Origin of the sequence: Streptomyces sp. NBC_00271, assembly GCF_036178845.1 — a bacterium.
Taxonomy (GTDB): Bacteria; Actinomycetota; Actinomycetes; order Streptomycetales; family Streptomycetaceae; genus Streptomyces.
On record NZ_CP108070.1, the window covers coordinates 11,063,678 to 11,086,613 of the forward strand.

Sequence of the window (22,936 nt, forward strand, 5' to 3'; positions counted from 1 at the left end):
GGTGATACGAGCCGTTCGAGCCGCCGCAGAGGGACGGTCTGCGGCCCTGGCTCTACGGCATCGCCACCAACGCCCTGCGCAACAGGCGCCGTGCCACCCGCTGACCGTCACCTGCGGCGGGGTGCCTGCCGAAGCCAGTGGCGTCAGATCTGTGGGACGTCCTTGACGAACACGATTCCGTCGCTGTCCGCCAAGTGGGTCGGATCTAGCGGGGAGTAGCCGAACCAGGGGGACACGCGGGGCGCGGGCGGCGTGTCGCCGAGGGCGGTGGCCAGCCGCGGGGCGTCGATGACGCAGCGGTCCTCCGGGAGCGCGTACAGGAGTCCCTCGACGGTGTCCGGCGGCGGGGTGTCCACTCCCTGGTGCCGGATCGTGCCGAGGGCCGTGGCCACGAAGGCGTACTCCTCGCCGAGCCGGGCACTCACCAGCGCACCGGCGCTCCACCACTCCAGCGGCATCCCACCCATCCGCATCGTGCTCTTGGCCCGCTGGAGATGGCCGTTGTGGGCGTGGATGAGTGCCGGGCCCCGTTCGGCGAGAGCGAGGAGGTTGTCGGCCATCATCTGGTCCCGCAGGCCCACCAGCCGTGTCATGCGGCTCGGCGAGGTGTGGGCCATCCAGTAGTGGTAGCGCAGCAGGCCGGTGGCGGTACGCCCGTACAGGCGCGCCCGTTCCCAGTCGTCCCGCGGGTTCGCCCTCATCAGGTGTGGCGCCTGCGCGTCGAGCAGCGCCACCAGATCGTCGGCGAGCAGCCGCAGCCGACTGGCCTCGGCCGACTGCCCCACGGACTGGGCCGGGTCCATCATCGCGGCGGGGTCGGTCCAGCGGTCGTCGGTGCCGAGCAGGCGGTCGAGAGTTTCCCCGGTGCAAGGGAGCAGGTCCGCGTCCACCCGGGTCGAGAGGTAGCCGTGGAGTGCGGTGAGGGCCTGCCGGGGGCTCGCGGCGCCGGTGATCTCCAGCGGGCCGTCGAAACCGGCGAAGCGGAGCAGTTCGGGCGCGGGCCGGCCGTCGTTGTAGGCCCGTATCCAGCGCACGAGTTCGCGGTTGGCCGAGGAGGTGCCCCAACCGTGGCTGAATCCGTGCTCCATGACCTGGTCGAGAGTGCCCGTTCCCGAGGTGACGTAGTCGTCGACGACCAGGCCCATCAGGCAGTCGCTCTCGATCGCGATCGTCCGGTAGCCGTCCTGCTCGACGAGCTGCCGGAACAGCTCGTTGCGCAGGTCGAGCAGAGTGTCCTCGCCGTGGGTGGGCTCGCCCAGGGCGAGCAGCCGAGGCCGGGTCGGGAGCAGCCTCATGACGGTGGCAGCCTCGAGGGCATGGGCGGTGTCCTTGATGTCAGTGGCCATGCCTTCAACGGTATCGTTGAACCTTCGGTTGAAACTTTCCCGCGATATCGTCGGTCGCATGGGGCGAAACCTTCAAAGCGGTGAGCGGCTCAGGCCGGTTGATCTGGCGCGCGTGCACGGTCTGTCCACGCAGGCGGTCAGGAACTACGAGGAGGCCGGCATCCTTCCGGTCGCCGGCCGCACTCCCCACGGCTACCGCACGTATACCTCGCTGCACGCGGGGGCCCTGCGCGCGTTCCTCGCCCTGGTGCCCGGTCACGGCCACCAGACGGCGGCGTCGATCATGCGGGCGGTGAATCAGGGCGCGGTCGATGAGGCGCTGCGCCTCATCGACGAGAGCCACACGCAGCTCCTCGACGACCGGCGATCCCTCCAGGCCGTGGAGCGCGCCCTCCGCGGCCTGGAGTCCACTGCGACGTCCGAGCCCAACGCGGTGTCAGGGCCTGCCGGCAGGTTCATCGGGCCGCTGGCGGGGGAGCTCGGCATCCGGCCCGCGACGCTGCGCAAGTGGGAGCGCGCCGGGCTGGTACGCCCGCGCCGTGACCCGCGGACCGGCTACCGCGTCTACGACGAGGCCGACATGCGGGACGCCCGGCTGGCACGTCAACTCAGGCGGGGCGGTTACCTGTTGGAGCAGATCGCCCCGCTGATCGCCCAGGTGCGGACGGCCGGCGGGCCGGAGCCGCTGGAGGCCACCCTGCGCGACTGGCACGGTCGGCTGTCCGCCCGCGGGCGCGCGATGCTGGCCGGGGCCGCCGAGCTGGAGGCGTACCTCCGCGAGCGCGGATGAGATGCGATCCAGCCCGGCCGGCGCGTAGTCCACCCCGAACCGGCGGCGGATCACCTCCGTGATCCGCGCCGGCGCCCAGCACTGATCCTCGCTTCAGTCATGCGCGCCCAGACCGGCATCCAACTCGTGCTCCAGCCAGACCAGTTGGTTGTCAGCCGGCCTGCAGCGGGCGCCCCGGCGTGATCCTGTTCGGGCCGGCACCTGGCCGCCTCCTCGGCCGGAGAGGCCGGTTCAGCCGGTCTTGCGAGCCACGCCCCCGTAGAAGCCGATCTCGCCGGATCGTGTCGGCGGCGGGGTGTCCGGGCGCCAGAACGGGACCTGGGCCAGGCCGGGCTCGACCAGTTCGAAGCCGTCGAAGAACCGCTCCACCTCGGCGTGGGTCCGTAGGTTCATCGTGGCGGTGGCGTTGTTGTAGACGGCCTGCGCCTCGCTGCGGTCGGCGAAGTCGCCCGTGGCGTGCGAGAGCACGAGGAAGCTGCCGACCGGCAGCGCGTCGCGAAGGGCGGCCACGGCCTGATCGGGCTTCTCCGCCTCGGTGATGAAGTGGAGGATGGCGACGAGGAGCAGGGCAACCGGCTCGTCGAAGTCGATGACTCGGCGGACGTCGGGGTGGTCGATGATGGCCCCTGGGTCGCGCAGGTCGGCGAGGACGATACTGGTCGCGCCGGAGCGGCTGAGCAGCGCGTCGCCGTGTGCCTTCACGATCGGATCGTTGTCGACGTACGCGACGCGCACGTCCGGGGCCACCTCCTGGGCGGTCTCGTGCACGTTCGGGGCGGTGGGCAGCCCGGTGCCGACGTCGAGGATCTGACGGACGCCGCTGCTGACGACGTAACGGACGGCGCGTTGCAGGAAGGCGCGGTTGGCCCGCACACCGATCCGCACCTCGGGTGCCGCGGAGGCGAGTCGGTCGCCGGCCTGTTGGTCGACCTCGTAGTTGGCCGTGCCGCCCAGCAGGTAGTTGTAGATCCGCGCAGGGTGCGGCCTGCTGGTGTCGATCTCCTCGGTGCGGAAGCCGTCCTGACTCACGCTGCGCTCCTCTCGACGACTGCCCCGGCCACCTTGCCCGCGAGTGGCTGACGACAGCTTCGCATATCAACTGTCCTTCACGTGGCCGCAGTTACTGGCGTGAGGGGTACCGTCACGGAAGAGTTCGTGTCAGTGAAGGGAGCGACAACCTCCATGCTGGTCCGTGCGTCCTCGTTCACGGTCGACCTCGGCGAGAACGGTTACCTGATCGGCTTCACCGACGACTACGAGTACCCGCGGGAGATGCCCTTCGGCTGGCGCTGCGGTCCGGCCACCGACGCCGGCGCCGTCGTCCTCACCACCACCGACACCGGCCCCCTTCAGCTGACCGTCCAGGTCCACAACGCCCCGCCGGCACCCGAAACCGGCGCCGAGTGGGAGCCCGCCGAGGAGATCAGCCTGTGGGCCGACCTCCCCGCTCTCTGCCTCGCGACCCTCGAACAGGGCGACATCCTCGACACATGGCCGGAGGAGGAACCTCCCCTCCACCTCCCGCCCTCGCCGGACGGCACCGACTGGGTGCGGATGCGCCTGTACTGTCACACCGACGGCCCCGAACCCGGCATCGGGGACCACGGGGAGCGTCACCTGGTCCAACTGTGGCGCGCACCCCGGACGCCCCCTGTGCACCCCGAAATCACCGAGGCGGACCGCCGGGCCCGCGTCGACTACGCAGCGGACATGGCCGGCCCCGGCATGGCAGAGTCATGCCATGCCTCTTTCGATATCCGGCCGGCCCGGCAGCCCGACGACGACAGGTCTGGCCCTTGTCGCCGTCCTGTGTCTCGCCGGCTGCGGTGAACAGCGCGCCACGGACTCGACGGCCGGAGCTCCCACGGGCACCTCCCGGAGCGCCGTTTCCGGCGCGCCGGGAGCCTCTCCGTACGTGGAGCCGGGGGCCGGCGACGGCGCTCCCCACTACAACGAGAACAACGGCTCCCGCCGCCCGGGAGCCATGTCGCCCGCCAGCGCGACGGACGCGGCCAGGGAAGCCGATCGCATCAGGCCGGTCCTGAAGCGGCTGTGGGGGCAGAAGAAGTGGGACCCCGCGACGGTGCGCGCGGCACTGCTCCCGCTCGGTTACCAGGAGGAGCGGACCGGGTCGAACGGGAAGCCGCACGGCGGGACGCTGATTGTTCGGGCCATGAACTCGCGCTTCACGGACGGTCGCGAGGTCACGCCCGAGGGAGCGTTGGTCGGCCTTCGTGTCCACGACGACGCCTGCGTCACGGCGTTCGTCCAGAAGTCCAACTACGAAGTGATGACCAACGGCCCGTACCCGGAGACGGGGTGCTTCGAGCCACCGTTCGGCCACTGAGCAGTCCACGGGGTCCGACGTCGTCACCCTGAGTGGGGCGCGAGGTGTGGCGTTCCGGCGGAAGCGCGGGAGAATCGGAGGGTGGGGTTCCGTGACAGCCGGGCAATCTCCTGGCGAGGGCGGACCGTAATATGGGTATGTCGAGATTCCGGTTCCCCGTGGGCCGTCTCCCGGACGAAGCTCTGCTGTCCGGGCTGGCCACGGGCGACCCGGAGCTGGCCGTCACCTTCGTACGGAGATTCCAGCACACGGTCTTCGGTGTCGCCGTCGCCGTCACCGGGGACACACAACTCGCCGAGGACATCGCCCAGCAGACCTTCGAACGTGCCTGGCGACATGCCCAGATCTACGACTCGCGGCGCGGCTCGGTGAAGACCTGGCTGACGACCATCGCACACAACCTCGCCATCGACGCCGTCCGCGCGCGGCGGCCGGAACCGGTGGCGCCGGAGGACCTGGACGTGATCCTGGGAGTCGTCAGTGACACCCCCGAACAGCACGTCCTGGCCGATGAGGCGTCCTCCCGGCTGCGGGCGGCGGTGGCGGAACTGCCCCGGGAACAGGGCCGCGCGCTGGTGATGGCGAGTATCTACGGCATGACGGCCCAGCAGGTTGCCGACTGGGAGAACATCCCCCTGGGCACCGCGAAGACGCGCATCAGGACCGCGATGGGGAAGCTGCGCACCACGCTCGCGTCCCCGAAGCGAGGCGACCATGTCCAATGACATGACCTGCGAGAAGCTGCGGGAGATCGGTGCCGAACTCGCCCTCGGCATTCTGCCGGGACGCGAGCGGGCCGCGGCGGTCGCCCACCTCGACCGGTGCGCGGACTGCCGCGAGTACGTCGAGCAGCTGACCCTCGTCGGCGACGGGCTGATCGGGCTGCTGCCGGGCTGCGAGCCGCCGGTCGGCTTCGAGACCCGGGTGGCGCAGGCGCTGACCCGGGGGACGCCGGCCCAGGACGGCCGGGCGCGCGCCCGCGTTCCGGGCGCCTGGCGCAGGCGCTTCGGCGGCAGGCTTCGGCTCCGGCTCGCCTCCGCGGTGGCCGCACTCGTCCTCGCCGTCGGCTTCGGCGGCTGGGCGGCCGGAACGGCGATCGAGAACGTGGTGGCCGGCGCCTCACGGACCACCGGCGACGAGGCCGACATGCATGGCGATCTGACCTCGGCCGCGGCCCCCGGGCAGTCGGCCGGAGAGGTGTACGCCCACACCGGCTCTCCGGGCTGGATCTACATGACCGTCGACCTCACCGGCACGCACACCTCGTACAGCGGCATGGTCTCCTGCCTGCTGGAGCGGCGCGACGGCGGCACGGTCCGGACGGGCACCTTCACCCTGCGCCAGGGCCGCGGGTTCTGGGGCGGCCCGACCCCCGTCGACCCCGCGTCCGTATCCGGCGCCCGCTTGACGTCGCCCGACGGCGCCGTGCTCGCCACCGTCCACTTTGCGTCGGGCGGGGAAACGTAGCGCCGTCCCCGGCTCCTGGGTGTCTGGAGGACGGCATACGAGGGCCGTACGCCGGGAGGATCGCGCCGAGCGACGCGGCCAGTCCGATGACCGTGCCAGCCGACCGGTGGTGCGCTCACCTCCGGCCGCGGACACCGGGCGCGGTGGCACCGGCGGAGCGGCCGTCACGAGGGGCGCGGTCGTCACCAGGGCGGACTCCTTGCCCATCATGAGCAGCCGCTCCAGGACATGGCTCGGGACACGCTTCCTCGCTTTTGTTCTATTGGGCTTCCTGTGTCAGTCCGTCGGTCGCGGCGTTGGCGTAGCGGCGAGCCAAGTGCGCGAAGGCGTCCTTGAGTTCGGTCGGCCCGACGACCTCGATGTCGGCGTCGAACCTGCCGAGGGTGGCCGCCAGGCCGGGCCACGACCACGAGCCCAGGACGAGGCGGCAGCGGTCCGGGCCGAGTTCCTCGACGATCCCCTCGCGGGTGTGGCGCAGGACGACGGCGGCGGGGAGGTCGAGGATCACCTCACCTCGGCAGGGCCAGCCGTCGGAGCCACCGGATCCGTCCGAGCCCTGGAACCTGCTGGTCACGAAGGCGGCCACGTTCCCGCCGGGCAGTTCGCGCGGAGTGAAACGGGGGCCCGTGGGGGTGCGCGGGCTGATCCGGTCGGCACGGAAGGTGCGCCAGTCGTCGCGGTCGAGGTCCCAGGCGACGAGGTACCAGCGTCCGCCCCAGGTGACGAGGTGGTGGGGCTGTACCCGGCGCGGCGGAGCCTCGGCGGAGTCGCCGTCGCCGGTTCCCGCTGGGGACGCGGGGGTGTAGTCGAAGCGCAGCACTTCGCGGGCGTGGACGGCGTCGCCGAGCGTCATGAGCACGCTGCTGTCGACCTGTGGGTGAGGCCGGGCCACGGGCCGCTCGACGGCGGTGACCTGGAGGGTTTCGACGCGGCGGCGCAGCCGCGCGGGCATGACCTGTCGGACGGTGTTCAGCGCGCGCGCCGCGGCCTCCTCGATGCCGGCACCGGTGGTGGTGGCGATCTGGAGCGCGACGGCGAGGGCGACGGCCTGGTCGTCGTCGAAGAGCAACGGGGGCAGCTGTGTGCCCGCGTCGAGCCGGTACCCCCCGTCGGGGCCCTTGGTGGCCACGATGGGGTAGCCGAGCTCGCGCAGGCGGTCGACGTCGCGTCGCACGGTGCGCGGGCTGACGTCCAACCGGTCGGCCAGTAGCGCCCCCGGCCAGTCCCGGCGCGCCTGGAGCAGCGAGAGCAGCGACAGCAGCCGCGCTGAGGTCTTCTGCATGACTTCCATGGTGCCCCGAGAAGCGGACACACCCTGACCGCTTCTCCTGCGACTGTTCTTCCGTGCCGGACAACAGCAACGAACAGCCAGCCAACAGCAACGAAGAGAAGGACCCGATCACCGTGACCGCCACCACCACGCCCTCTACGCCGACCACGCCCTCTGCACCCCCCGCGCTCGACGACGAGCGGGCCGACCTGCTCGCCCAGCTCGCGACCGCGCGAGCCGCCCTGACCAACACGACGCGCGGGCTCAGCGACGAACAGGCCGGCGAGCATCCGACGGTCAGCGCGCTGTGCCTGGGCGGGCTGATCAAGCACGTCGCGTCCATCGAGGAGGGATGGATGCGCTTCGCGGTCGACGGCCCGTCGGCGATGCGCTACGACCTGCCCGACGGTGTCACCTGGGCCGACCTCACGGCCGGTACCGCACGCGAGTTCCCCCAGTGGGCGATCGACCACCAGAACGACTTCCGGATGCTGCCCGGCGAGACGCTGGCCGGGATCGTCGAGCGCTACGAGCAGGTCGCCGCCCGGAGCGAGAAGGTCATCGCCTCCCTGCCCGACCTGTCCACGACGCACCCGCTGCCGGAGGCGCCCTGGCACGAGCCTGGAGCGGTGCGCAGCGTGCGCCGGGTGCTGATGCACGTCATCACCGAGACCGCCCAGCACGCCGGGCACGCGGACATCCTGCGCGAGACGCTCGACGGGCAGACGTCGACCTGACCGGTGACGGACCTCGACCGGGTGGCGGCGGCCCGTCGGCCGCCGCCCGGTCCCGACCGCGTGACCCGCACGGAATCGATCAAGACCTGCACGGAACCGAAGGGAACGGCGGCACCGTGAAGATGTGCGAACCGGGGCGGACCGGCATCGGCGTGACCCGATGACCGTTCTCGACACCCGGGCCCTCAACCGGGCGACACTCGCCCGACAACTGCTGCTCGATCACGCCGACCTGTCGGTGCTCGACGCCGTCGCGCACCTGTGCGGTCTCCAGGCACAGGAACCGCAGGAACCGTACGTCGGACTCTGGTCCCGGCTGCGGGCGTTCGAACCGGCGGGGCTCTCGGACCTGCTGACCGGGCGGAGTGTGGTGCGGACCCATCTCATGCGCCGTACCGTCCACCTCCTCACCGCCGACGACGCCCTGGCCTGGCGCTCCCGCCACGACGCCATGCTGCGTCAACGGGTGCTCGGCACCTACCGCCGTGAGCTGGACGGGATCGACCTGGACGAACTCGCGGCGGCGGGCCGGGCGGTGATGTCCGACGACGAGCCCCGCTCGATGACCCAGCTCGCGCGGGCGCTCGCCGAGCGCTGGCCGACACCGGGAGCGCGGGCCCTGGGGGAGATACTGATCGCCGCCCTCGTCCCGATGGCACAGCTGCCGCCGCGCGGGCTGTGGCGCACGAAGGCGGGAGTGCGCAACGTGCCGCTCTCGTCCTGGCTGGGCCGGGAGATCGACCCGCCGACCGAGGACCGCTCCGATCCCGTGGGCCAGGCGCTGGTACGGCGCTATCTGGCCGCGTTCGGCCCCGCCGCCTCGGCCGACCTGCGCGCCTGGTGCGGCCTCGCCGGACTGCCGGCCGCGGTGGCGGCGATACGCGAGGAGCTGGTCACCTTCCGCGACGAGCGAGGCCGGGAACTGCTGGACCTCCCCGGCCTGCCGCGCCCCGACCCCGACACGCCGGCCCCGGTCCGGTACCTGCCGGCGTTCGACAACGCGCTCCTCGGCTACCACGACCGCGGCCGGATCGTCGACGACACCCACCGCGGTCTGTCGGTCGCGGGCGCCCGCGTCGTCCTCGTCGACGGCCGGGTCGCCGCGACCTGGAACGTCGAAGCAGGCACCGTGAACGTCACGCCACTGCGCCGCTTCTCTTCAGCCGAGCGCACCGCCGTCGCCGAACAGGGAGAGGAACTGGCGTCGTTCCTCTCCGACAGCGAGAGCCGTCGCGTACGGGTTGCGACGGCTCCTGGCTGAGGTGCGCGCCCGGTCACCGCACGGCATCGAGCGCGGCGGCCAGCCGGGACACGGCCTCCAGCTCCGGCATGCCGCGCATGGAAGCGACGACCTGCCGGCTCGCGAACTCGCGCTGCGCGGCGGTCACGGCTTGGTCGATGGCGCACTCGGCCTGTACGTAGACGAAGTTCAGGGCCGTAGCGAAAAGCATCGAGAATGATTGAGGACCCGTGATGGTGGCGCGGCCTCCGGCACTCCGATAGGCCCGCGCCAGCCGCCGGGCGGAATCGATATCCATGTGGTTGCCGCCCGACCATACGTACACGGCGCGTGTGAACTCGCGTTCCGCCGAGGTGACCCCGGCGTTGTCCCAGTCGAGGAGGACCGGCCCGTCCCGGCCGACCAGAACGTTCTGGGGCTGCAGGTCGAGATGCGATGTCACCAGATCGCCGGCGTCGGCCGGTGTCACCCAGTGCGCCAACTCTGCCGCGGATGTGTCGATGAACTGCCCCAACGCCGCCGCCCACGGCAGGCCGGCCTGACGAACCCGCGTGTGCAGGGCCTTCCACTCGACGTCCTGAGGGGACCGCTCGTACCAGGAATCCGGCGTCTCGCTCGCGTCCTGTCCCGCCGTGTGGAGCAGTGCCATGGTCCGGCCGAACCAGTCCAGGATGTCCGGATCGGACGCGTCCGCCTTGGCGCCGTCGACCCAGTCGTACAGCTTCACGTAAGACCCGCCCGAGGAACCCGAAGAACCCGAAGAAGCGGTGACGTGTGAGACGTACGCACCGTGGCGATTGGGAAAGAGCCGCGGTGACGCGATACCCAGGCCCTCCGCGGCCTGCCGTAACGCGGCCTCCCGGCGGACCTGTTCCTCGTCGCAGCCGAAGAGGAGCTCCTTCACCGCCCATGAGGAGCCGTTCCCGGAGAACCTCCAGATCTGGCCCAACGCGCCACGGGTGACGGGCGCCAACGTCCATGACCCGGCGCCGAGTTGGTAGGTCTCGGCTATGAAGTCGGCTGTGAAGTGCATTCAGGAACCTCTCAGGACGCTGATGACCGGGCTTCGCGGTCGGGCCGGTTGAGTCGACCTCACCACAGCCCGAACGAGGTCAATCCCACAACAACTCTTGAGTGAGCCACGAGCACGCGACTGTACAAAGAGCGGGCCGCTGCAGGACGACACTCGAGAAAGGAAATCCCGTGGCCACTGAGCAAGTATTGACCGGCTCCGCGCCGGCCGACGAGACCGGCGAAGCCGCCGAGCCCAAGCGCCCCCGCGTCTCCCGGCTGCCCTCCCTCACCGGCCTGCGGTTCCCCGCCGCGCTGGCCGTCTTCGCCCACCACGCCTTCCTCCCGATACCCCCACTGCGGCTGCTGTCCGACGACCGTACCGAGTACCGCCTGGCCGACTGGACCTCGCAGGCCGGCGGGCTCGGCGTGTCGTTCTTCTTCGTGCTCAGCGGTTTCGTCCTGACCTGGTCGGCGCGGCGCGGCGACACCACGACGGGGTTCTGGCGGCGCAGGTTCGTCAAGATCTACCCGAACTACGTGGTCGCCTGGGCGCTCGCCATGCTGCTGTTCGCCAGTTCCTACACCTCCACCCATGTCTCCCTCGCCAACCTGTTCATGGTCCAGGTGTGGGTGCCCAGCTACTTCACCAACTTCAGCGTGGACTCGCCGAGTTGGTCGCTGGCCGTGGAAGCCGTCTTCTACCTGAGTTTCCCCCTGCTGCTGAGTGTCTTCAGGCGTATCGATGCCCGTCACCTCAAGTACTGGATCACCGGAGCGATCGCCGCGGTGTGGGCCACCCCCGCGCTGGCGTACGCCCTGTTCCCGAAGACCCCGCGGGTGCCCAGCGGCCAGGACCTCTCGGTCTCGCAGTACTGGTTCAGCTATGTGCTGCCCCCGGTCCGTATGGTCGACTTCGCCCTCGGCATCCTGGTGGCGCTCGCGGTGAAGCACGGGCGCTGGCGGAACATCGGCATGTTCTGGTCGAGCCTGCTGCTGGTCGGCGGGTACGTGCTGACCTTCCACGTGCCCTATCTCTACGGTCAGCGCGCCGCGATGATCCTGCCGATCGCGCTGCTGATCGCGGCCGCGGCCACCGCGGACATCGAGGGCCGCTTCACCTTGTTCCGTAACCGCACGATGATCTGGCTGGGCGAGATCTCCTTCGCCTTCTACCTCCTGCACTACACAGCGCTGTCCACGCTCCGAAAGGCCCTCGGCACCCACCAGATGTACTCCACCGCGACAGGCGTGGCGATGCTGGTCGGCACGGCCGCCGTCACGGTCCTGCTGTCCTGGGCGCTCTACGCCCTGGTCGAGGCCCCACTCGTACGCCGATTCAGCCGGTCACGCCGCGCCTGAGTGAGTCCCGACATCGGTTCGTCCGGCGGATGTCAGATCGGGTAGTGGGCGTGGCCGGAGGTCTGGGCGGTGATCCAGCGGGTGTCGGTGAAGGCCTCGGCGCCCGCCTGCCCGCCGAAGCGGCCGTAGCCGGAGCCCTTCACGCCGCCGAACGGGGCTTGTGGCTCGTCCGCGATCGACTGGTCGTTGATGTGAACGATGCCGGTACGCAGGCGGCGGGCGACCTCCAGACCGGTCGCCAGGTTCTCGGTGATCACGCCGGCGGTCAGGCCGTACGGTGTGTCGTTGGCCAGCGTCACGGCCTCGTCGACGCTGTCGACCACGTGGATCACGGTCGCCGGACCGAAGATCTCGTCGTAGTAGATCCGCATCTCCTTGGTGACGCCGGTGAGTACGACCGGACGGATGAGCGTGCCGGGCTCTTCGACCTGCCCGGTGCCCGCGGCCAGCCGTGCTCCCTGGGCCACGGCGTCCGCGACGAGCGCGGCGACCCGTCGGGCCGCACCGGCGTTGACCACGGGGCCGACCGCCGTGCCCGGGTCGGCCGGATCCCCGCACGGCAGGGCCCGGACTCGGGCGGCGAACCCGGCCGCGAACTCCTCGGCGACCGCGCGGTGCACGATGACCCGGTCCACGCACATGCAGATCTGCCCGGCGTTCATGAAGGAGCCGAAGACGGCGGCGTCCACCGCGTAGTCGACGTCCGCGTCCTCCAGGACGAGCAGGGCGTTCTTGCCGCCGAGTTCGAGGACGGCGGGCTTGAGGTGCTGTGCGGCCTGGACACCGATGACCCGTCCGACCTCCGTGGAACCGGTGAAGTTGACCATCCGTACCCGGTCGTCGGCGATCAGCGCGGACACCACCTCGGCGGCATCGGCACGGTCGTTGGTGACGACGTTGAGCACGCCCGCGGGCAGCCCGGCCTCGTGCAGGACGTCCGAGATCAGCAGACCGCAGGCGATCGGTGCGTCCTCGCTTGGCTTCATCACCACGGTGTTGCCCATCGCGATCGGCATCGCGACCGCGCGCACGCCGAGGATGACGGGAGCGTTCCACGGCGAGATCGCGGCGATCACGCCCTTGGGGACCCGTACCTGCGCCGAGTGGACGCCCTCGGAGTTCGTGGCGAGCGTCTGCCCGGTGGGTCCGCTCACGGCGGCCGCCGCCTCCAGGAGGATGTCGGCGGCCAGCTTGGCGTTGAAACCGGCCCAGGGCGCGACGCCCCCGACCTCCGCCGCCATCAGCCGGACGACCTCCTCGACGCGCCCCTCCATCAGTTGCGCGGCGCGCAGGAAGATCCGGCGCCGCTCGGCGGGCCTGGTCGCGGCCCACGCCTCGAACGCGGCGTCGGCGGCGTCCACGGCTCGGCGTACGTCCTCGGGGGTTCCGGCGGCGACCTCGGCACAGACGGCGCCGGTCCAGGGGTTGATGTCGGATGCCGTGCGGCCGGAGGAGGCGGGGACCTCCTGGCCGTTGATGATCAGGCCTCGGGCGGTGGACATGTGGTTCTCCTGGGTGAGTGGGCAGAGGGGAGTGAGTGGAGAGAGGGGAGCGGGTGGGAGCGCGGGAGAGGAGGCCGGCGCGGCCGGTGGCCGTCGGGTCACGCCTCTGCCGGCGCGGTCGGTGCGGACCGGTCGCGGCGGGTGCGCAGGGCGCGGTGCGTGAGGCCCACGAGAGCCGGGGCGACCAGCGGCGCGATCATGTAGTTCCAGAAGTGGTCGTACTGGCCGGACAGCAGCGCCGGGCCGAAGGCGCGCGCAGGGTTGATGCTCGCGCCGGTCACGGTGCCCAGAGTGGCGATGACCACGCCCACGCCGAGCCCGATGACCGCGGGGATCAGTCCGCGCAGGGCGGGTCGGGACATCACCAGCGCGACCGCGACGAACACCGCGGCGAGCGCGGCGCCCTCGACGACGAACAGTTCGACGGCGCCGGTACCGGGCGCGGGATGCACGGCGCCGTACCCGACCTGGCCGACCACCTTGCCCCACACCACCCAGGCCAGCGCGGTCCCGGCCAGGGACCCGGTGAGCTGTGCGGCGACGTACGGCAGGACGGCGCGGCCCGGGAAGAGCCCGCACGTCCACAGGAAGACGGTGACACCGGGGTGGAGATGGCCGCCGGACGCGCGGCCGGGTGGTGAGTACATCAGCGCCGCGATCAGCGCGGCCACGACGGTTCCCGCGACGACGAACAGCGTGTCCGGGTCACCGATCGCCAGGGACGAGCCGGGGAAGGCGAGCCAGCGGACCAGGCTGACCACGGCGAAGAGAAGCACCGTGGTGAGCGTGAACTCGTACGCGCTGTGCCGGATCAGGTCCGCGCGGCTCTGGGCGGAAGTGCTCATGGGAGTCCTCGGGGCAAGGGAGGGGGTCTTGGGGCGCGGCTCGGCTCCGGCCGTGCCGCGGGGAGGCCGGGGCCGGGTGCGGACCGTCCCGCGGTGCGCCCGGCAGGCGACCTGTGCTCTTATCGCTGACGCTTTTTCGCTGAGTGAACTTCTGTTCATTTACTGAGTGCGGTGAGTCTGCGGGATCGGGTGACGACTGTCAATGGCCCGCGACCCGGTAGCGTTCTCCACACGGGTCCGGCCGCATGCGCCGACGAGCGGCGAAGCGCAGGAGGAGAGGCCATGGCACGGGGCGTCGCGGGGGCGCAGGCCGGGGCGTCGAAGCAGCCCACGGGCACCACGCCGCAGGCCGCCGGACCTGAAGCCGGCCGCGGGGAAGCCGTCGGCCCCCTGGAACGCGGTCTGGACGTCCTGCGCGTCATGGCCGATTCCGCGGAGGCGGTACGGCCGGGTGACCTGGTCCGCGCCACCGGCCTGGCCCGTTCCGCCGTGGACCGGATCGCCGCCACCTTGGTTCACCTCGGGTACCTGCGTGCCGAGGGCCGCGATCTCGTGCTCGCCCCGCGCCTCATGGAGTTCGGCAACGCCTACCTCGACGCGAGCGGCCTGTCCCGCGCGCTGCGCCCGAGCCTGGAGCGGCTGACCCGGACCCTGGACGAGTCGGTCTCGGCGATCGTCCTCGACGGCTGCGACGCGCGCATCGTCGGTACGGCCGTCCCGCCCGGCCGGGTGATTCCCCTCGGCTTCCGCGTCGGCGATCTGCTGCCCTCCGAGCGCTGCGCCGCCGGAGCCGTACTCGCCACCGGCTGGGACCCGTCGACGCACGAGGCCTGGCGAGCACGGCGCGCGGCCGACCCCCTGGACGCCGGTTTTCCGGCCGTCCCCACGCGCCCCACGGCTCCCCGCCCCGAGCGGACGGAAGCCGACTTCGCGTCCTGGACGACGGCGGCGGCCGCGAACGGCTGGGCGTTGGACGACCAACTGGTCGCCCCGGGGCTGGTCGCGCTGGCGGTCCCCGTCCGCGACCCAGACGGCCGCCCCGTGTGCGCGATCAGCGTGCTCGCGCACACCAGCCGCCACAGCGCCGACGACCTCCGTGCCCACGCCCTGACCGAGATGGATCGGGCCGCCCAGGACATCGCCGACGCGCTGTACGGCACCGCGCACCCGCTGCCCGCCGCGCCGCCGCCCGCCGCCCCCGCGTACGCCGACGCCAAGCCCGAACTGGGGCCGTCCTTCCTCCAGGCGCTGGCCAGGGGCCTGGCCGTACTGACCGCGCTGGGCGGGCGGCGCGGCGGGCTCACCCTCGCCGAGGCCGCGGAGGCCGCCGGACTCTCGTATCAGAGCGCCCGGCGCAATCTGCTGACGCTGAGTGAACTCTCCTACGTGGAACAGCACGGGCGCCGTTTCCTCCCGGGCCCGCGCGTCCTGGAACTCGGATACGCACGACTGTCCACGCTGACCCTCGCCGACATCGCCTGGCCACATCTGGCCGATCTGGTGTCGCGGGTGCGGGAGTCCGCCTCGCTCGCGGTGCTCGACGGCGCCGAGGTGCGATACGTCGCACGCGTGGCCACCGGGCAGATCACCAGCGCCCGCATCACCCCCGGCACCCGACTGCCCGCCTACGCCACCTCCATGGGACGCGTCCTGCTCGCGGATCTGCCGCGGGCCGAGTGGCCGGAACGCATCCGATCCCTCCGCCCGCAAGCCCTGACCCCGCACACGCTCACCTCGCCCGAGGCGCTCACCGCGGCCTTCGCCCAAGCCGCCGACGACGGATTCGCCCTGGTCGAACAGGAGTTGGAGGCAGGGCTGCGCTCACTCGCCGTACCGGTCAGGGACCGGAGCGGGCGCGCCGTCGCGGCGCTGAACGTCGCGATGCACGCCGGCCCGGAGTCACCCGAGCACACCCGGGACACCATGCTCTCCGCGCTGAGCGCGTGCGCCGCCCGTGTCGAAGCGGACCTGGCGCTCGCGAGTGCCCACGCGCCCGTGGAGACGGGTTGACGCTCCGGAGACTGGAACAGGTCAGGTACGTCACCGCGTCCGTACGCGCTCACGTCCTCGCCGGTACCGGCCGCCGCAGCAGGTACACGGCCGCGGTCGAGACCAGGACGGCCATGCACACGATGAACACCAGCCCCGCGCCCTCCAGGCCGATGTGAACCGCCAGGAGCCCCACACCGATCACCGGCACCGAGATACCCGCGTAGGCCACCACGAACAGCATCGAGATCACCGCCGCGCGCCGGTCCGCGGGAGACGCCTCGGCCACCGCGGACAGCGCCGCGCGAAACGCCAGCCCCTGCCCGCCCCCGCCGACGAGCGCGCTCAGCACCACCAGCACCATCAGGTCCCACCGCAGCGCGCCCGCGAGCAGCGCCAGCCCGACGAGGAGTGCCGCGCAGCCCAGGGGCAGCGATCGCCCCATCCCGACCCGGCCGACGGCGAGCTGCCCGGCGGTCGAGGCGAAGAAGGCCAGCGCGACCACCAGCCCGCTGACGGCGTGGTTGTCCACCTTCAGCGACTGCGCGAGGAACGCCGGGCTGACCGACGTGAACACCCCGAACAGCGCGAACCCCACGAACGAGGCGATCGCCGCGGGCCCGAACACCGCCCGCACCTGCGCGGGCAGGCCGGGCCGTTGCGGCCGTACGGTGCTCAGCGGCCGCCGCTCCCGCACGGTCTCCGGAAGCCGCAGCAGGACGACGGCCGAGCAGGCCACCAGGGCGAGATGCACGGCGAACGGGAGGTACAGCGGCCAGGCGGCGTACTGCGCGAGCACTCCGGAGAGCAGCGGGCCACAGCCGAGGCCGCCCATGTTGGCTGCCGTCGCCACGAACGTGGCCCGGGAGGCGCCGCCGTACGGCGCCAACTCCATCACGTACGCCGTGGCAGTCCCGGTGAACAGACCGGCGGACAGCCCCGACAGCAGCCGTCCCGCGTACAGCCAGCCCAGCCCCGTGGCGCACAGGAAACAGACGGCGCTCGCCGCGGAGAACCCCAGGCCCCACAGCAGTACCGGACGTCTGCCCACGGAGTCCGAGGCGTTCCCCGTCAGCAGCAGCACGCCGATGACCCCGAAGGCGTACACGGCGTACACGACGGTGACCGTCAGCTCGGAGAACCCGAACTTCTCCTGATAGAGGCCGTAGAGGGGAGACGGCAGCGTGGTGCCGGCCATGCACACGACGAACACCGCCCCGCTGAGCAAACACTGGCGCCACCCTCGGCGATCACCGTCCATGCCGCCGACGGTAACCCCGCCCACGGCCCCGGCCCGGTCGGGCCGCGGCCGCGGCGCGTCTGTAACACCCACCTGCGGCGATTCGGAGGTGAGAGGTGGTAAGGGGCGGTGAGGGGCTCAGGGCTTCAGCGGAGTGCACAGCAGGGCGGCGGGGCCCGCGGTGCTGCCCACGCGGGTGGTGAAGGCGATACCGGCGGCGTACTCGTCGGCGGAACACTGGCCCTTGTACACGCCGTAGGCGAAGTCGCCGCCCGCCAGGTCGGCGGGCCGGGTGTCGGATCGGTCGAACCAGACGGTCCGTCCGGTGGCCCCCAGCGGGGTGCGCCCGGGTGCGCACAGGGCCGCCGACACGCGGTCACCGCGGCGGCTGTAGCCGATGAGGAACTGCCCTGCGGGGCACTGGAGTTTGGTGTAGCCACTGGCCCAGTCGCCGCCCGTGGGGACGTAGCGTTCGTCGGTGACGACCGTCTGGGCGTTGCCTGCGGCCCGCAGGTCGCCGGTGGTGGTGTCGGTGCACAGGCCACGCCCGGAGGTGTGGCTGAGGCCGATCAGCCGCAGGCCGTCGGGGCAGGCGGCCTTGTAGGCCCCCGAATCCCAGTCGCCGCCGGCTCGTACGCGCAGGGACTGCACTTGGTCGCCGTGGTCGGTGGTCAGCATGCGCCAGACAGGGACCGGCGTGATGGTTCCGGTACGTGTGGGAGCGGTCATGAGGTGACTCCAGGCGGTGGCGCGCCAGTCGCCCTGGTCGAGGATGCCGTACCGTCGTCCCGCGGTGTCGTAGCGCAGCAGGGCCCAGTCGTCGTGGCCCTCCCAGCCGACCAGGGGCCAGTAGGCGAAGTCGGCGTCATGGTCGGCGAAGTAGTCGGTGATGTTGCCGAACCAGGTGCGGGGCGCGGTGCCCGTCTCATTGGCGCCGATGCCGAATTCGCTGATCCACACCGGCGCGGTGTAGTGCTGCCCCTCTGTCGTGACGTAGAAGGCCTGGTCGGCGAGGACCTGGTACAGCTGGTCGCGGGTCAGGTCCTGGTAGCGGGCGTCGTGGGTCTCGCCGATTCCGGTGGCGCCGCTGTGCCGGGGGCCGGTGTAGCCGTAGAAGTGGGCGGAGTAGACCAGCTTGTGGGCGTCCACGAGGGTGTGCGAGAGCGTGCGCACGGGGGTGAGGGTGGGGCGGTCGTGCGGCAGTCCGTCGACGGGGATGCCGGTCCAGTTGATGCCCTCGATGACGATGAGGAGGTTGGGGTTGGCCTCGGTGAGGATGCGGTCCGCGGCTTGTTGGGCGGCGGCGTACCAGTCGTGCCCGTCGCCCGTGCCCCAGTTGGGGTCGTCCAGTACGTCGCGGCGTACCTCGTTGTAGAGGTCGGCGCCCACGACACGGGAGTCGGTGGCGTACCGGCGGGCCATGAAGACCCAGTCGTCCGTCCACTGCTGGGTGGACTGGCTGCTGTTCCACCGTTCGTTGCCGTCGATGCCGCAGCACCAACGGGAGGTGTTCGTATGGTTGTTGAGGATGACCGCGAACCCGTCCTGGGTGAGGGCGGCCACGACGGCGTCGTAGATCTGCAGGGGCGTCCTGCCGCGCAGTTGCGGATTGGCGGCGACGGCCACGTCCGGCACGGGCGCTGTCGCGTGGATCATCTCGTTGGAGAACGGCAGCCGGATGCTGTTGATGCCGAGTTCGTGGAAGTCGGCGAGCAGTTCGGGCAGCGGGGCACGGTCGAGGCCGAGGGGGATGCCGTAGGAGTCCTGGCCTGCGTGGTGGTTGGCGGGGTCGGTGCTGCTGCCGCTTCCGGTCCATGAGCCCTGAGCGCCGTCCCAGTTGGCCGACTTCAGGCGGAACCGGTTTCCCCGGGCGTCGACGATGTACCGGCCCTGGGTCGACAGCGGCGGCTGCCAGGTGTCGGCCGCCGCGGCGTTGGCCTGGGGGAGGGCTTTGGCGGCGACGGGCTCCGGGACGGTGGCCATGGCCGTCGGCGCCGTGGTCAGCAGCGCGAGAACGGCCGTCCCTGATGTCAGGTACTTGACAAGTCTACGTATGGTCGGCATCCGGTCCTCTGTGGGGGCGCTGGGGTGAGGCTGGCGAGTCGGTATCGCGAGGGACGAGCGCCGGTGAGTGGCGCCCTTCCAGAGTGACATCAAGGCCGGCCCTGGTCACCGGTCTTGGTGGCGGCCGCCAGCCTACAATCGGCAGCGGCCGCCGGCCTATGGGCGGGCGGTAGCCGGGTCGACCTCGGTTGTTGCGGCCGTCCTTTCCTGAGTCGACGCCGCCCCCATCGGTTCGATCCGTCTGATCCATCTGATCTGTCTGATCCATCTGATGCGTTGGGTCCGAACGATCCGTTCGGTGCGGCCCGGAGAAAAAGCAGGTGCGTGCGGCCTGGGTCCGTGCCAGGCTCCGCCAGTGAATCGTGAACAGATCTCCAGGCTTGCCCATGCGGACCATCCGATTGCGGCCCCGCTCGACGACGACTCGGTGCGCCGACTGCTGGAACGCGGTATTCCGCGAGGTGGCGCGCGCGTACTCGACCTCGGCTGCGGTGGCGGGGAGTGGCTCCTGCGCGCGCTGGCCACGCATCCGCACCTGCGGGCCGAGGGCGTCGACATCTCCGAGAGCGCGCTGGCACACGCCCGGAAGGCCGCGCGCACCCTCGGCCTGCAAGAGCGCCTCGTGCTCCACCAGGAGAATGCCGCGGACTTCGCTGCCCCGCACATGTTCGACCTGGTGATCAGCGTCGGCGCCACGCATGCCTTCGGCGGCCTGCTCGCCACCCTCGAGGCGGCACGCAAACACCTGGCTCCCGGCGGTCGCGTCCTGGTCGGTGACGGATTCTGGTCACAGGAGCCGTCCCCCGACGCCGTGGAGATGCTCGGCGACCTCGCCGACCTGCCGACCACCGTGGACCGCGTCATCTCCGACGGATGGACACCCGTCGACGGGCACATCAGCACGAGCCGGGAGCTCGACGACTACGAATGGGCCTGGACGGGGTCACTGGCCTCATGGGCCTTGGACCACCCCGACGATCCGGACAGTTCGCAGGCGCTGGCGGCGGCCACCACCCACCGCACCGAATGGCTGAGCGTCTACCGGGACGTCTTCGGCTTCGTCTGCCTGATCCTGCGCCCGACGTCCGACTGAAGCCGCCCGCGCCGGTCCGGCGAACCCCTGTCCGCCTGCGACAGCGTCCATGCCGGTCATCGCTCGGCCGACCCTTCGCCGCACAATGTCGTCATGATCACCGTGCGCCTCCGCCCCAGCGCCGGTGCCTCCGAGCAGAGTGATCCAGCAGGTCGGTCCGCGTGCGGACCGACCTGCACGCCGGAGAGCTGACGCAACCTCAAGAAGGGGTGTCCATGACAGGGTTGACCCGCCGCAGACTCCTGGGTTCGGCCGCGGGCGCGCTGGGCGGCGCCGCGGCACTCTCCCTCCTCCCGCCGAGCGTCCAGAAGGCCGTCGCGGCCGGGCCGCCGAAGCACGGCTCGCTCCGCGACATCGAGCACGTCGTCATGCTGATGCAGGAGAACCGATCCTTCGACCACTACTTCGGCACCCTGTCCGGCGTCCGCGGCTTCGCCGACCCGCACGCGCTGAAGCTCGACACCGGGCGGTCGGTGTTCTACCAGCCCGACGTCGTGAACCCGAAGGGGTATCTGCTCCCCTTCCACCTCGACACCCACGCCTCCAGCGCCCAGGCGATCCCCTCCACCAGCCATGCCTGGGCGGTGCAGCACGACGCGTGGAACGGCGGGAAGATGGACCGCTGGCTGCCGGCGCACCGCAAGGCGGACGGCGTCAACGGCCCATACGTGATGGGCTACTACACCCGCGAGGACATCCCTTTCCAGTTCGCCCTCGCCGAGACGTTCACCGTCTGCGACCACTACTTCTGCTCGGTGTTCGGGCCGACGTGGCCCAACCGGCTGTACTGGATGACCGGCACGATCGACCCCGGCGGCACACGAGGTGGGCCGATCATCGGGAACACGGCCCCGACGCCGTACCGGTGGACGACGTACGCGGAGCGGCTGCAGGCGGCCGGGGTCAGCTGGAAGGTGTACCAGCAGGACGACGACTACGACTGCAACATGCTGGAGCAGTTCGCGAGCTTCCGCGCGGCCGTGCCGGGGTCCGACCTGTACGAGCGCGGCCTGCGTCCGCAGCCGGAGGGCGCGTTCGAGGACGACGCGCGCAACGACCGGCTGCCGGCCGTCTCCTGGATCATGCCGACGAGCTTCCAGTCCGAGCACCCGGACCACCTGCCCGCCGCGGGCGCCGATTTCGTCGCGTCGAAGATCGAGGCGATCGCCTCCAACCCGAAGGTCTGGAGCAAGACCGTCTTCATCCTGAACTACGACGAGAACGACGGCCTGTTCGACCACGTACCGCCGCCGACGCCTCCGGCCGGAACCGCCGACGAGTTCGTCAAGGGACTGCCCATCGGAGGCGGCTTCCGCGTCCCCGCGATCATCGTCTCTCCCTGGACGGTCGGCGGCTGGGTGGCCTCGGAGGCCTTCGACCACACCTCGGCCCTGCGGTTCCTGGAACAGTTCACCGGCGTCCAGGAGCCGAACATCAGCGCCTGGCGCCGCTCGGCCTTCGGCGACTTCACCTCGGCCTTCCGCTTCACGCAGCCACAGCCGCTGCCGCCGCTCCTGCCCGACGACACGGCGCGGCAACTGGAGAAGGCGCAGGCGCAAGTGGCGACACTGCCCGCACCCACCCTTCCGGGCGCCGACCAGTCGTTCCCACACCAGGAGACGGGAGACCGGCCGCACGTCTGACGGCCGCTCAGCGTGCGGGCTCCGGGGCAGCGGCTCCGGGGTCAGCCCTGTCCGGAGGCGGTGGTCGGCCCGGTGACCAGGCGGCCGAGTTCGTCCATGGCGGCTGCGAAGTCCGCGCGGTCGGTGTCCAGGAAGCGGTTGAAGAACCAGTTGGGCACCCGCGCCTGTGTCAGCCGGGTCTGCAGCAGCACGTCCTGCACCTGCCGCGCCAGCGACAGCATTCCGGCGGCCTGCGCCTCGAGAGCTCCGGCCCGCGCGTACTGCTCGGTCCGTGTCAGCAGTGCCTTCCGCGCGTGCTCCCGCGCGGCCACGGTGTCCTGCTGCGCCTGGTAGGTGTCGACGCCCAGCAGCAGGAGTCCCAGGGAGGGGACGTACCAGTGCATCAGAACGTCGGTCAGCGGCATCCGGTTCAGCACGCCGACCAGCACTCCCGCCGCGCACCACAGGACGAGACCCGTCCGTACGAAGCCGGCGTAGCGGCGGCGGATGCGTGAGCCCCAGCCGAGGTTCTGCAACTGGCAGGCGACGACGTCGAAGGGGCGGGGCAGGTCCTGGATCTCGTAGTAGTCGCGCAGCCTCGCGGGCGATCCACGGTAGTGACGCGCCAACCGGCTGATCTCGTCGGCGGACGGCCCACGGCCGACGAGCACGTGGTTCCAGGGAAGTCCGAACAACCGGGTGTCGAAGGTCTCCTGGAGCAGGGCCGCCCTGCGGAACTCGTTCTTCGTCCAGGCGCTCGCCCCCACGGCGTAGACGACCGCCCACACCAGACCGACGAGGCTGAGCGGAGTCAGCGCCACGGGCACGAAGACGCCGACCACCGCGCCGACCGCCAGCACCGTGGACACCACGACATGACCGGAGGCGAGTCGCTGGGCGCGTGCGTGCGAGGCGGACGCGGCGCGCAGGAGCCGCAGCATCTCCGGATCGTTCTGGTGCTCGACGATCGGCAGCAGCGTCCGTGGACTCATGCTGTCCCCCCTGACAGTC

The 22,936-nt window shown here is 71.2% G+C and carries 20 protein-coding genes; 11 read left to right on the forward strand and 9 right to left on the reverse strand.

Translation table 11 applies throughout. From position 1 onward, the window contains the following. Positions 1-143 precede the first annotated feature (143 nt). Positions 144-1,346, reverse strand: coding sequence for an erythromycin esterase family protein (locus OG798_RS50490; protein WP_328759596.1), 1,203 nt, complete (start codon positions 1,344-1,346; stop codon positions 144-146). 58 nt (positions 1,347-1,404) lie between these two features. Between OG798_RS50490 and OG798_RS50495 the strand changes: the two genes are divergently transcribed. Then, positions 1,405-2,136 (forward strand): TioE family transcriptional regulator, encoded by a 732-nt coding sequence (locus tag OG798_RS50495; RefSeq protein ID WP_328759597.1) that lies wholly within the window; start codon positions 1,405-1,407, stop codon positions 2,134-2,136. A 231-nt stretch (positions 2,137-2,367) separates the two neighbouring features. Here the strand turns inward: OG798_RS50495 and OG798_RS50500 are convergent, their stop codons facing one another. Next, positions 2,368-3,165 carry an SAM-dependent methyltransferase gene (locus OG798_RS50500; RefSeq protein ID WP_328759598.1) on the reverse strand — a complete coding sequence of 266 codons (798 nt, stop codon included), beginning with the start codon at positions 3,163-3,165 and terminating at the stop codon, positions 2,368-2,370. A 153-nt stretch (positions 3,166-3,318) separates the two neighbouring features. Between OG798_RS50500 and OG798_RS50505 the strand changes: the two genes are divergently transcribed. The 4 genes from OG798_RS50505 to OG798_RS50520 all read left to right on the forward strand — a co-directional run bounded on the left by OG798_RS50505 (position 3,319) and on the right by OG798_RS50520 (position 5,950). Next, the gene (locus tag OG798_RS50505; RefSeq protein ID WP_328759599.1) at positions 3,319-3,966 is read left to right on the forward strand and encodes a hypothetical protein; all 648 of its coding nucleotides are present in this window, start codon (positions 3,319-3,321) and stop codon (positions 3,964-3,966) included. Between the two features lie 85 nt (positions 3,967-4,051). Beyond that, positions 4,052-4,483 (forward strand): hypothetical protein, encoded by a 432-nt coding sequence (locus OG798_RS50510; RefSeq protein ID WP_328759600.1) that lies wholly within the window; start codon positions 4,052-4,054, stop codon positions 4,481-4,483. Between the two features lie 137 nt (positions 4,484-4,620). Beyond that, a complete protein-coding gene (locus OG798_RS50515; protein ID WP_067378038.1) occupies positions 4,621-5,208 on the forward strand; it encodes an RNA polymerase sigma factor in 588 nt (195 codons plus the stop codon). Then, complete coding sequence (locus OG798_RS50520; RefSeq protein ID WP_097228634.1) at positions 5,198-5,950, forward strand: hypothetical protein; 753 nt, start codon at positions 5,198-5,200, stop codon at positions 5,948-5,950. Before OG798_RS50515 ends, OG798_RS50520 begins: the two co-directional genes overlap by 11 nt. A gap of 259 nt (positions 5,951-6,209) precedes the next feature. On the opposite strand, the gene OG798_RS50525 is transcribed toward OG798_RS50520, so the two are convergent. Further along, positions 6,210-7,232, reverse strand: a complete 1,023-nt coding sequence (locus tag OG798_RS50525) for a helix-turn-helix transcriptional regulator (protein WP_121418095.1) — start codon at positions 7,230-7,232, stop codon at positions 6,210-6,212. A 122-nt stretch (positions 7,233-7,354) separates the two neighbouring features. Here OG798_RS50525 and OG798_RS50530 point away from each other — a divergent pair, with 122 nt between their 5' ends. Together OG798_RS50530 and OG798_RS50535 are read left to right on the forward strand one after the other, a co-directional pair. Continuing rightward, the gene (locus OG798_RS50530; protein ID WP_328760194.1) at positions 7,355-7,957 is read left to right on the forward strand and encodes a DinB family protein; all 603 of its coding nucleotides are present in this window, start codon (positions 7,355-7,357) and stop codon (positions 7,955-7,957) included. Positions 7,958-8,117: 160 nt separating this feature from the next. Further along, entirely contained in the window at positions 8,118-9,218 is a 1,101-nt protein-coding gene (locus OG798_RS50535) for a winged helix DNA-binding domain-containing protein (protein WP_121413526.1), read from the forward strand. 13 nt (positions 9,219-9,231) lie between these two features. Here OG798_RS50535 and OG798_RS50540 read toward each other — a convergent pair whose 3' ends face one another. Further along, positions 9,232-10,230 carry an aminoglycoside phosphotransferase family protein gene (locus tag OG798_RS50540; RefSeq protein ID WP_328759601.1) on the reverse strand — a complete coding sequence of 333 codons (999 nt, stop codon included), beginning with the start codon at positions 10,228-10,230 and terminating at the stop codon, positions 9,232-9,234. 170 nt (positions 10,231-10,400) lie between these two features. On the opposite strand from OG798_RS50540, the gene OG798_RS50545 reads away from it, so the two are divergent. Next, positions 10,401-11,570 (forward strand): acyltransferase family protein, encoded by a 1,170-nt coding sequence (locus tag OG798_RS50545; protein WP_121413524.1) that lies wholly within the window; start codon positions 10,401-10,403, stop codon positions 11,568-11,570. A gap of 32 nt (positions 11,571-11,602) precedes the next feature. On the opposite strand, the gene OG798_RS50550 is transcribed toward OG798_RS50545, so the two are convergent. Beyond that, positions 11,603-13,072, reverse strand: coding sequence for an aldehyde dehydrogenase family protein (locus OG798_RS50550; protein WP_121413523.1), 1,470 nt, complete (start codon positions 13,070-13,072; stop codon positions 11,603-11,605). A gap of 98 nt (positions 13,073-13,170) precedes the next feature. Then, the gene (locus OG798_RS50555) at positions 13,171-13,917 is read right to left on the reverse strand and encodes an aquaporin (protein WP_183126900.1); all 747 of its coding nucleotides are present in this window, start codon (positions 13,915-13,917) and stop codon (positions 13,171-13,173) included. Between the two features lie 282 nt (positions 13,918-14,199). On the opposite strand from OG798_RS50555, the gene OG798_RS50560 reads away from it, so the two are divergent. Continuing rightward, positions 14,200-15,927 (forward strand): IclR family transcriptional regulator domain-containing protein, encoded by a 1,728-nt coding sequence (locus OG798_RS50560; protein ID WP_328759602.1) that lies wholly within the window; start codon positions 14,200-14,202, stop codon positions 15,925-15,927. Between the two features lie 49 nt (positions 15,928-15,976). Here OG798_RS50560 and OG798_RS50565 read toward each other — a convergent pair whose 3' ends face one another. Further along, entirely contained in the window at positions 15,977-17,167 is a 1,191-nt protein-coding gene (locus OG798_RS50565) for an MFS transporter (RefSeq protein WP_121413521.1), read from the reverse strand. A gap of 117 nt (positions 17,168-17,284) precedes the next feature. Continuing rightward, on the reverse strand, positions 17,285-19,210 hold the full coding sequence (locus OG798_RS50570; protein WP_328759603.1) for a glycoside hydrolase family 5 protein: 1,926 nt from the start codon (positions 19,208-19,210) through the stop codon (positions 17,285-17,287). A 355-nt stretch (positions 19,211-19,565) separates the two neighbouring features. Here OG798_RS50570 and OG798_RS50575 point away from each other — a divergent pair, with 355 nt between their 5' ends. Together OG798_RS50575 and OG798_RS50580 are read left to right on the forward strand one after the other, a co-directional pair. Then, on the forward strand, positions 19,566-20,303 hold the full coding sequence (locus OG798_RS50575; RefSeq protein WP_097228627.1) for an SAM-dependent methyltransferase: 738 nt from the start codon (positions 19,566-19,568) through the stop codon (positions 20,301-20,303). Positions 20,304-20,518: 215 nt separating this feature from the next. Next, positions 20,519-21,946, forward strand: a complete 1,428-nt coding sequence (locus OG798_RS50580) for an alkaline phosphatase family protein (RefSeq protein ID WP_328759604.1) — start codon at positions 20,519-20,521, stop codon at positions 21,944-21,946. Between the two features lie 41 nt (positions 21,947-21,987). Here the strand turns inward: OG798_RS50580 and OG798_RS50585 are convergent, their stop codons facing one another. Continuing rightward, positions 21,988-22,917 carry an S-4TM family putative pore-forming effector gene (locus tag OG798_RS50585; protein ID WP_095850388.1) on the reverse strand — a complete coding sequence of 310 codons (930 nt, stop codon included), beginning with the start codon at positions 22,915-22,917 and terminating at the stop codon, positions 21,988-21,990. Positions 22,918-22,936 lie beyond the last annotated feature (19 nt).

Bases quoted from the DNA above. Each gene is read 5' to 3' on its own strand.
- OG798_RS50550 (WP_121413523.1), bottom strand. From the start codon at position 13,072: ATGTCCACCGCCCGAGGCCTGATCATCAACGGCCAGGAGGTCCCCGCC.
- OG798_RS50540 (WP_328759601.1), bottom strand. From the start codon at position 10,230: ATGCACTTCACAGCCGACTTCATAGCCGAGACCTACCAACTCGGCGCC.
- OG798_RS50565 (WP_121413521.1), bottom strand. From the start codon at position 17,167: ATGGACGGTGATCGCCGAGGGTGGCGCCAGTGTTTGCTCAGCGGGGCG.
- OG798_RS50520 (WP_097228634.1), top strand. From the start codon at position 5,198: ATGTCCAATGACATGACCTGCGAGAAGCTGCGGGAGATCGGTGCCGAA.
- OG798_RS50585 (WP_095850388.1), bottom strand. From the start codon at position 22,917: ATGAGTCCACGGACGCTGCTGCCGATCGTCGAGCACCAGAACGATCCG.
- OG798_RS50515 (WP_067378038.1), top strand. From the start codon at position 4,621: ATGTCGAGATTCCGGTTCCCCGTGGGCCGTCTCCCGGACGAAGCTCTG.
- OG798_RS50490 (WP_328759596.1), bottom strand. From the start codon at position 1,346: ATGGCCACTGACATCAAGGACACCGCCCATGCCCTCGAGGCTGCCACC.
- OG798_RS50580 (WP_328759604.1), top strand. From the start codon at position 20,519: ATGACAGGGTTGACCCGCCGCAGACTCCTGGGTTCGGCCGCGGGCGCG.
- OG798_RS50555 (WP_183126900.1), bottom strand. From the start codon at position 13,917: ATGAGCACTTCCGCCCAGAGCCGCGCGGACCTGATCCGGCACAGCGCG.
- OG798_RS50525 (WP_121418095.1), bottom strand. From the start codon at position 7,232: ATGCAGAAGACCTCAGCGCGGCTGCTGTCGCTGCTCTCGCTGCTCCAG.
- OG798_RS50535 (WP_121413526.1), top strand. From the start codon at position 8,118: ATGACCGTTCTCGACACCCGGGCCCTCAACCGGGCGACACTCGCCCGA.
- OG798_RS50495 (WP_328759597.1), top strand. From the start codon at position 1,405: ATGGGGCGAAACCTTCAAAGCGGTGAGCGGCTCAGGCCGGTTGATCTG.
- OG798_RS50505 (WP_328759599.1), top strand. From the start codon at position 3,319: ATGCTGGTCCGTGCGTCCTCGTTCACGGTCGACCTCGGCGAGAACGGT.
- OG798_RS50560 (WP_328759602.1), top strand. From the start codon at position 14,200: ATGGCACGGGGCGTCGCGGGGGCGCAGGCCGGGGCGTCGAAGCAGCCC.
- OG798_RS50570 (WP_328759603.1), bottom strand. From the start codon at position 19,210: ATGCCGACCATACGTAGACTTGTCAAGTACCTGACATCAGGGACGGCC.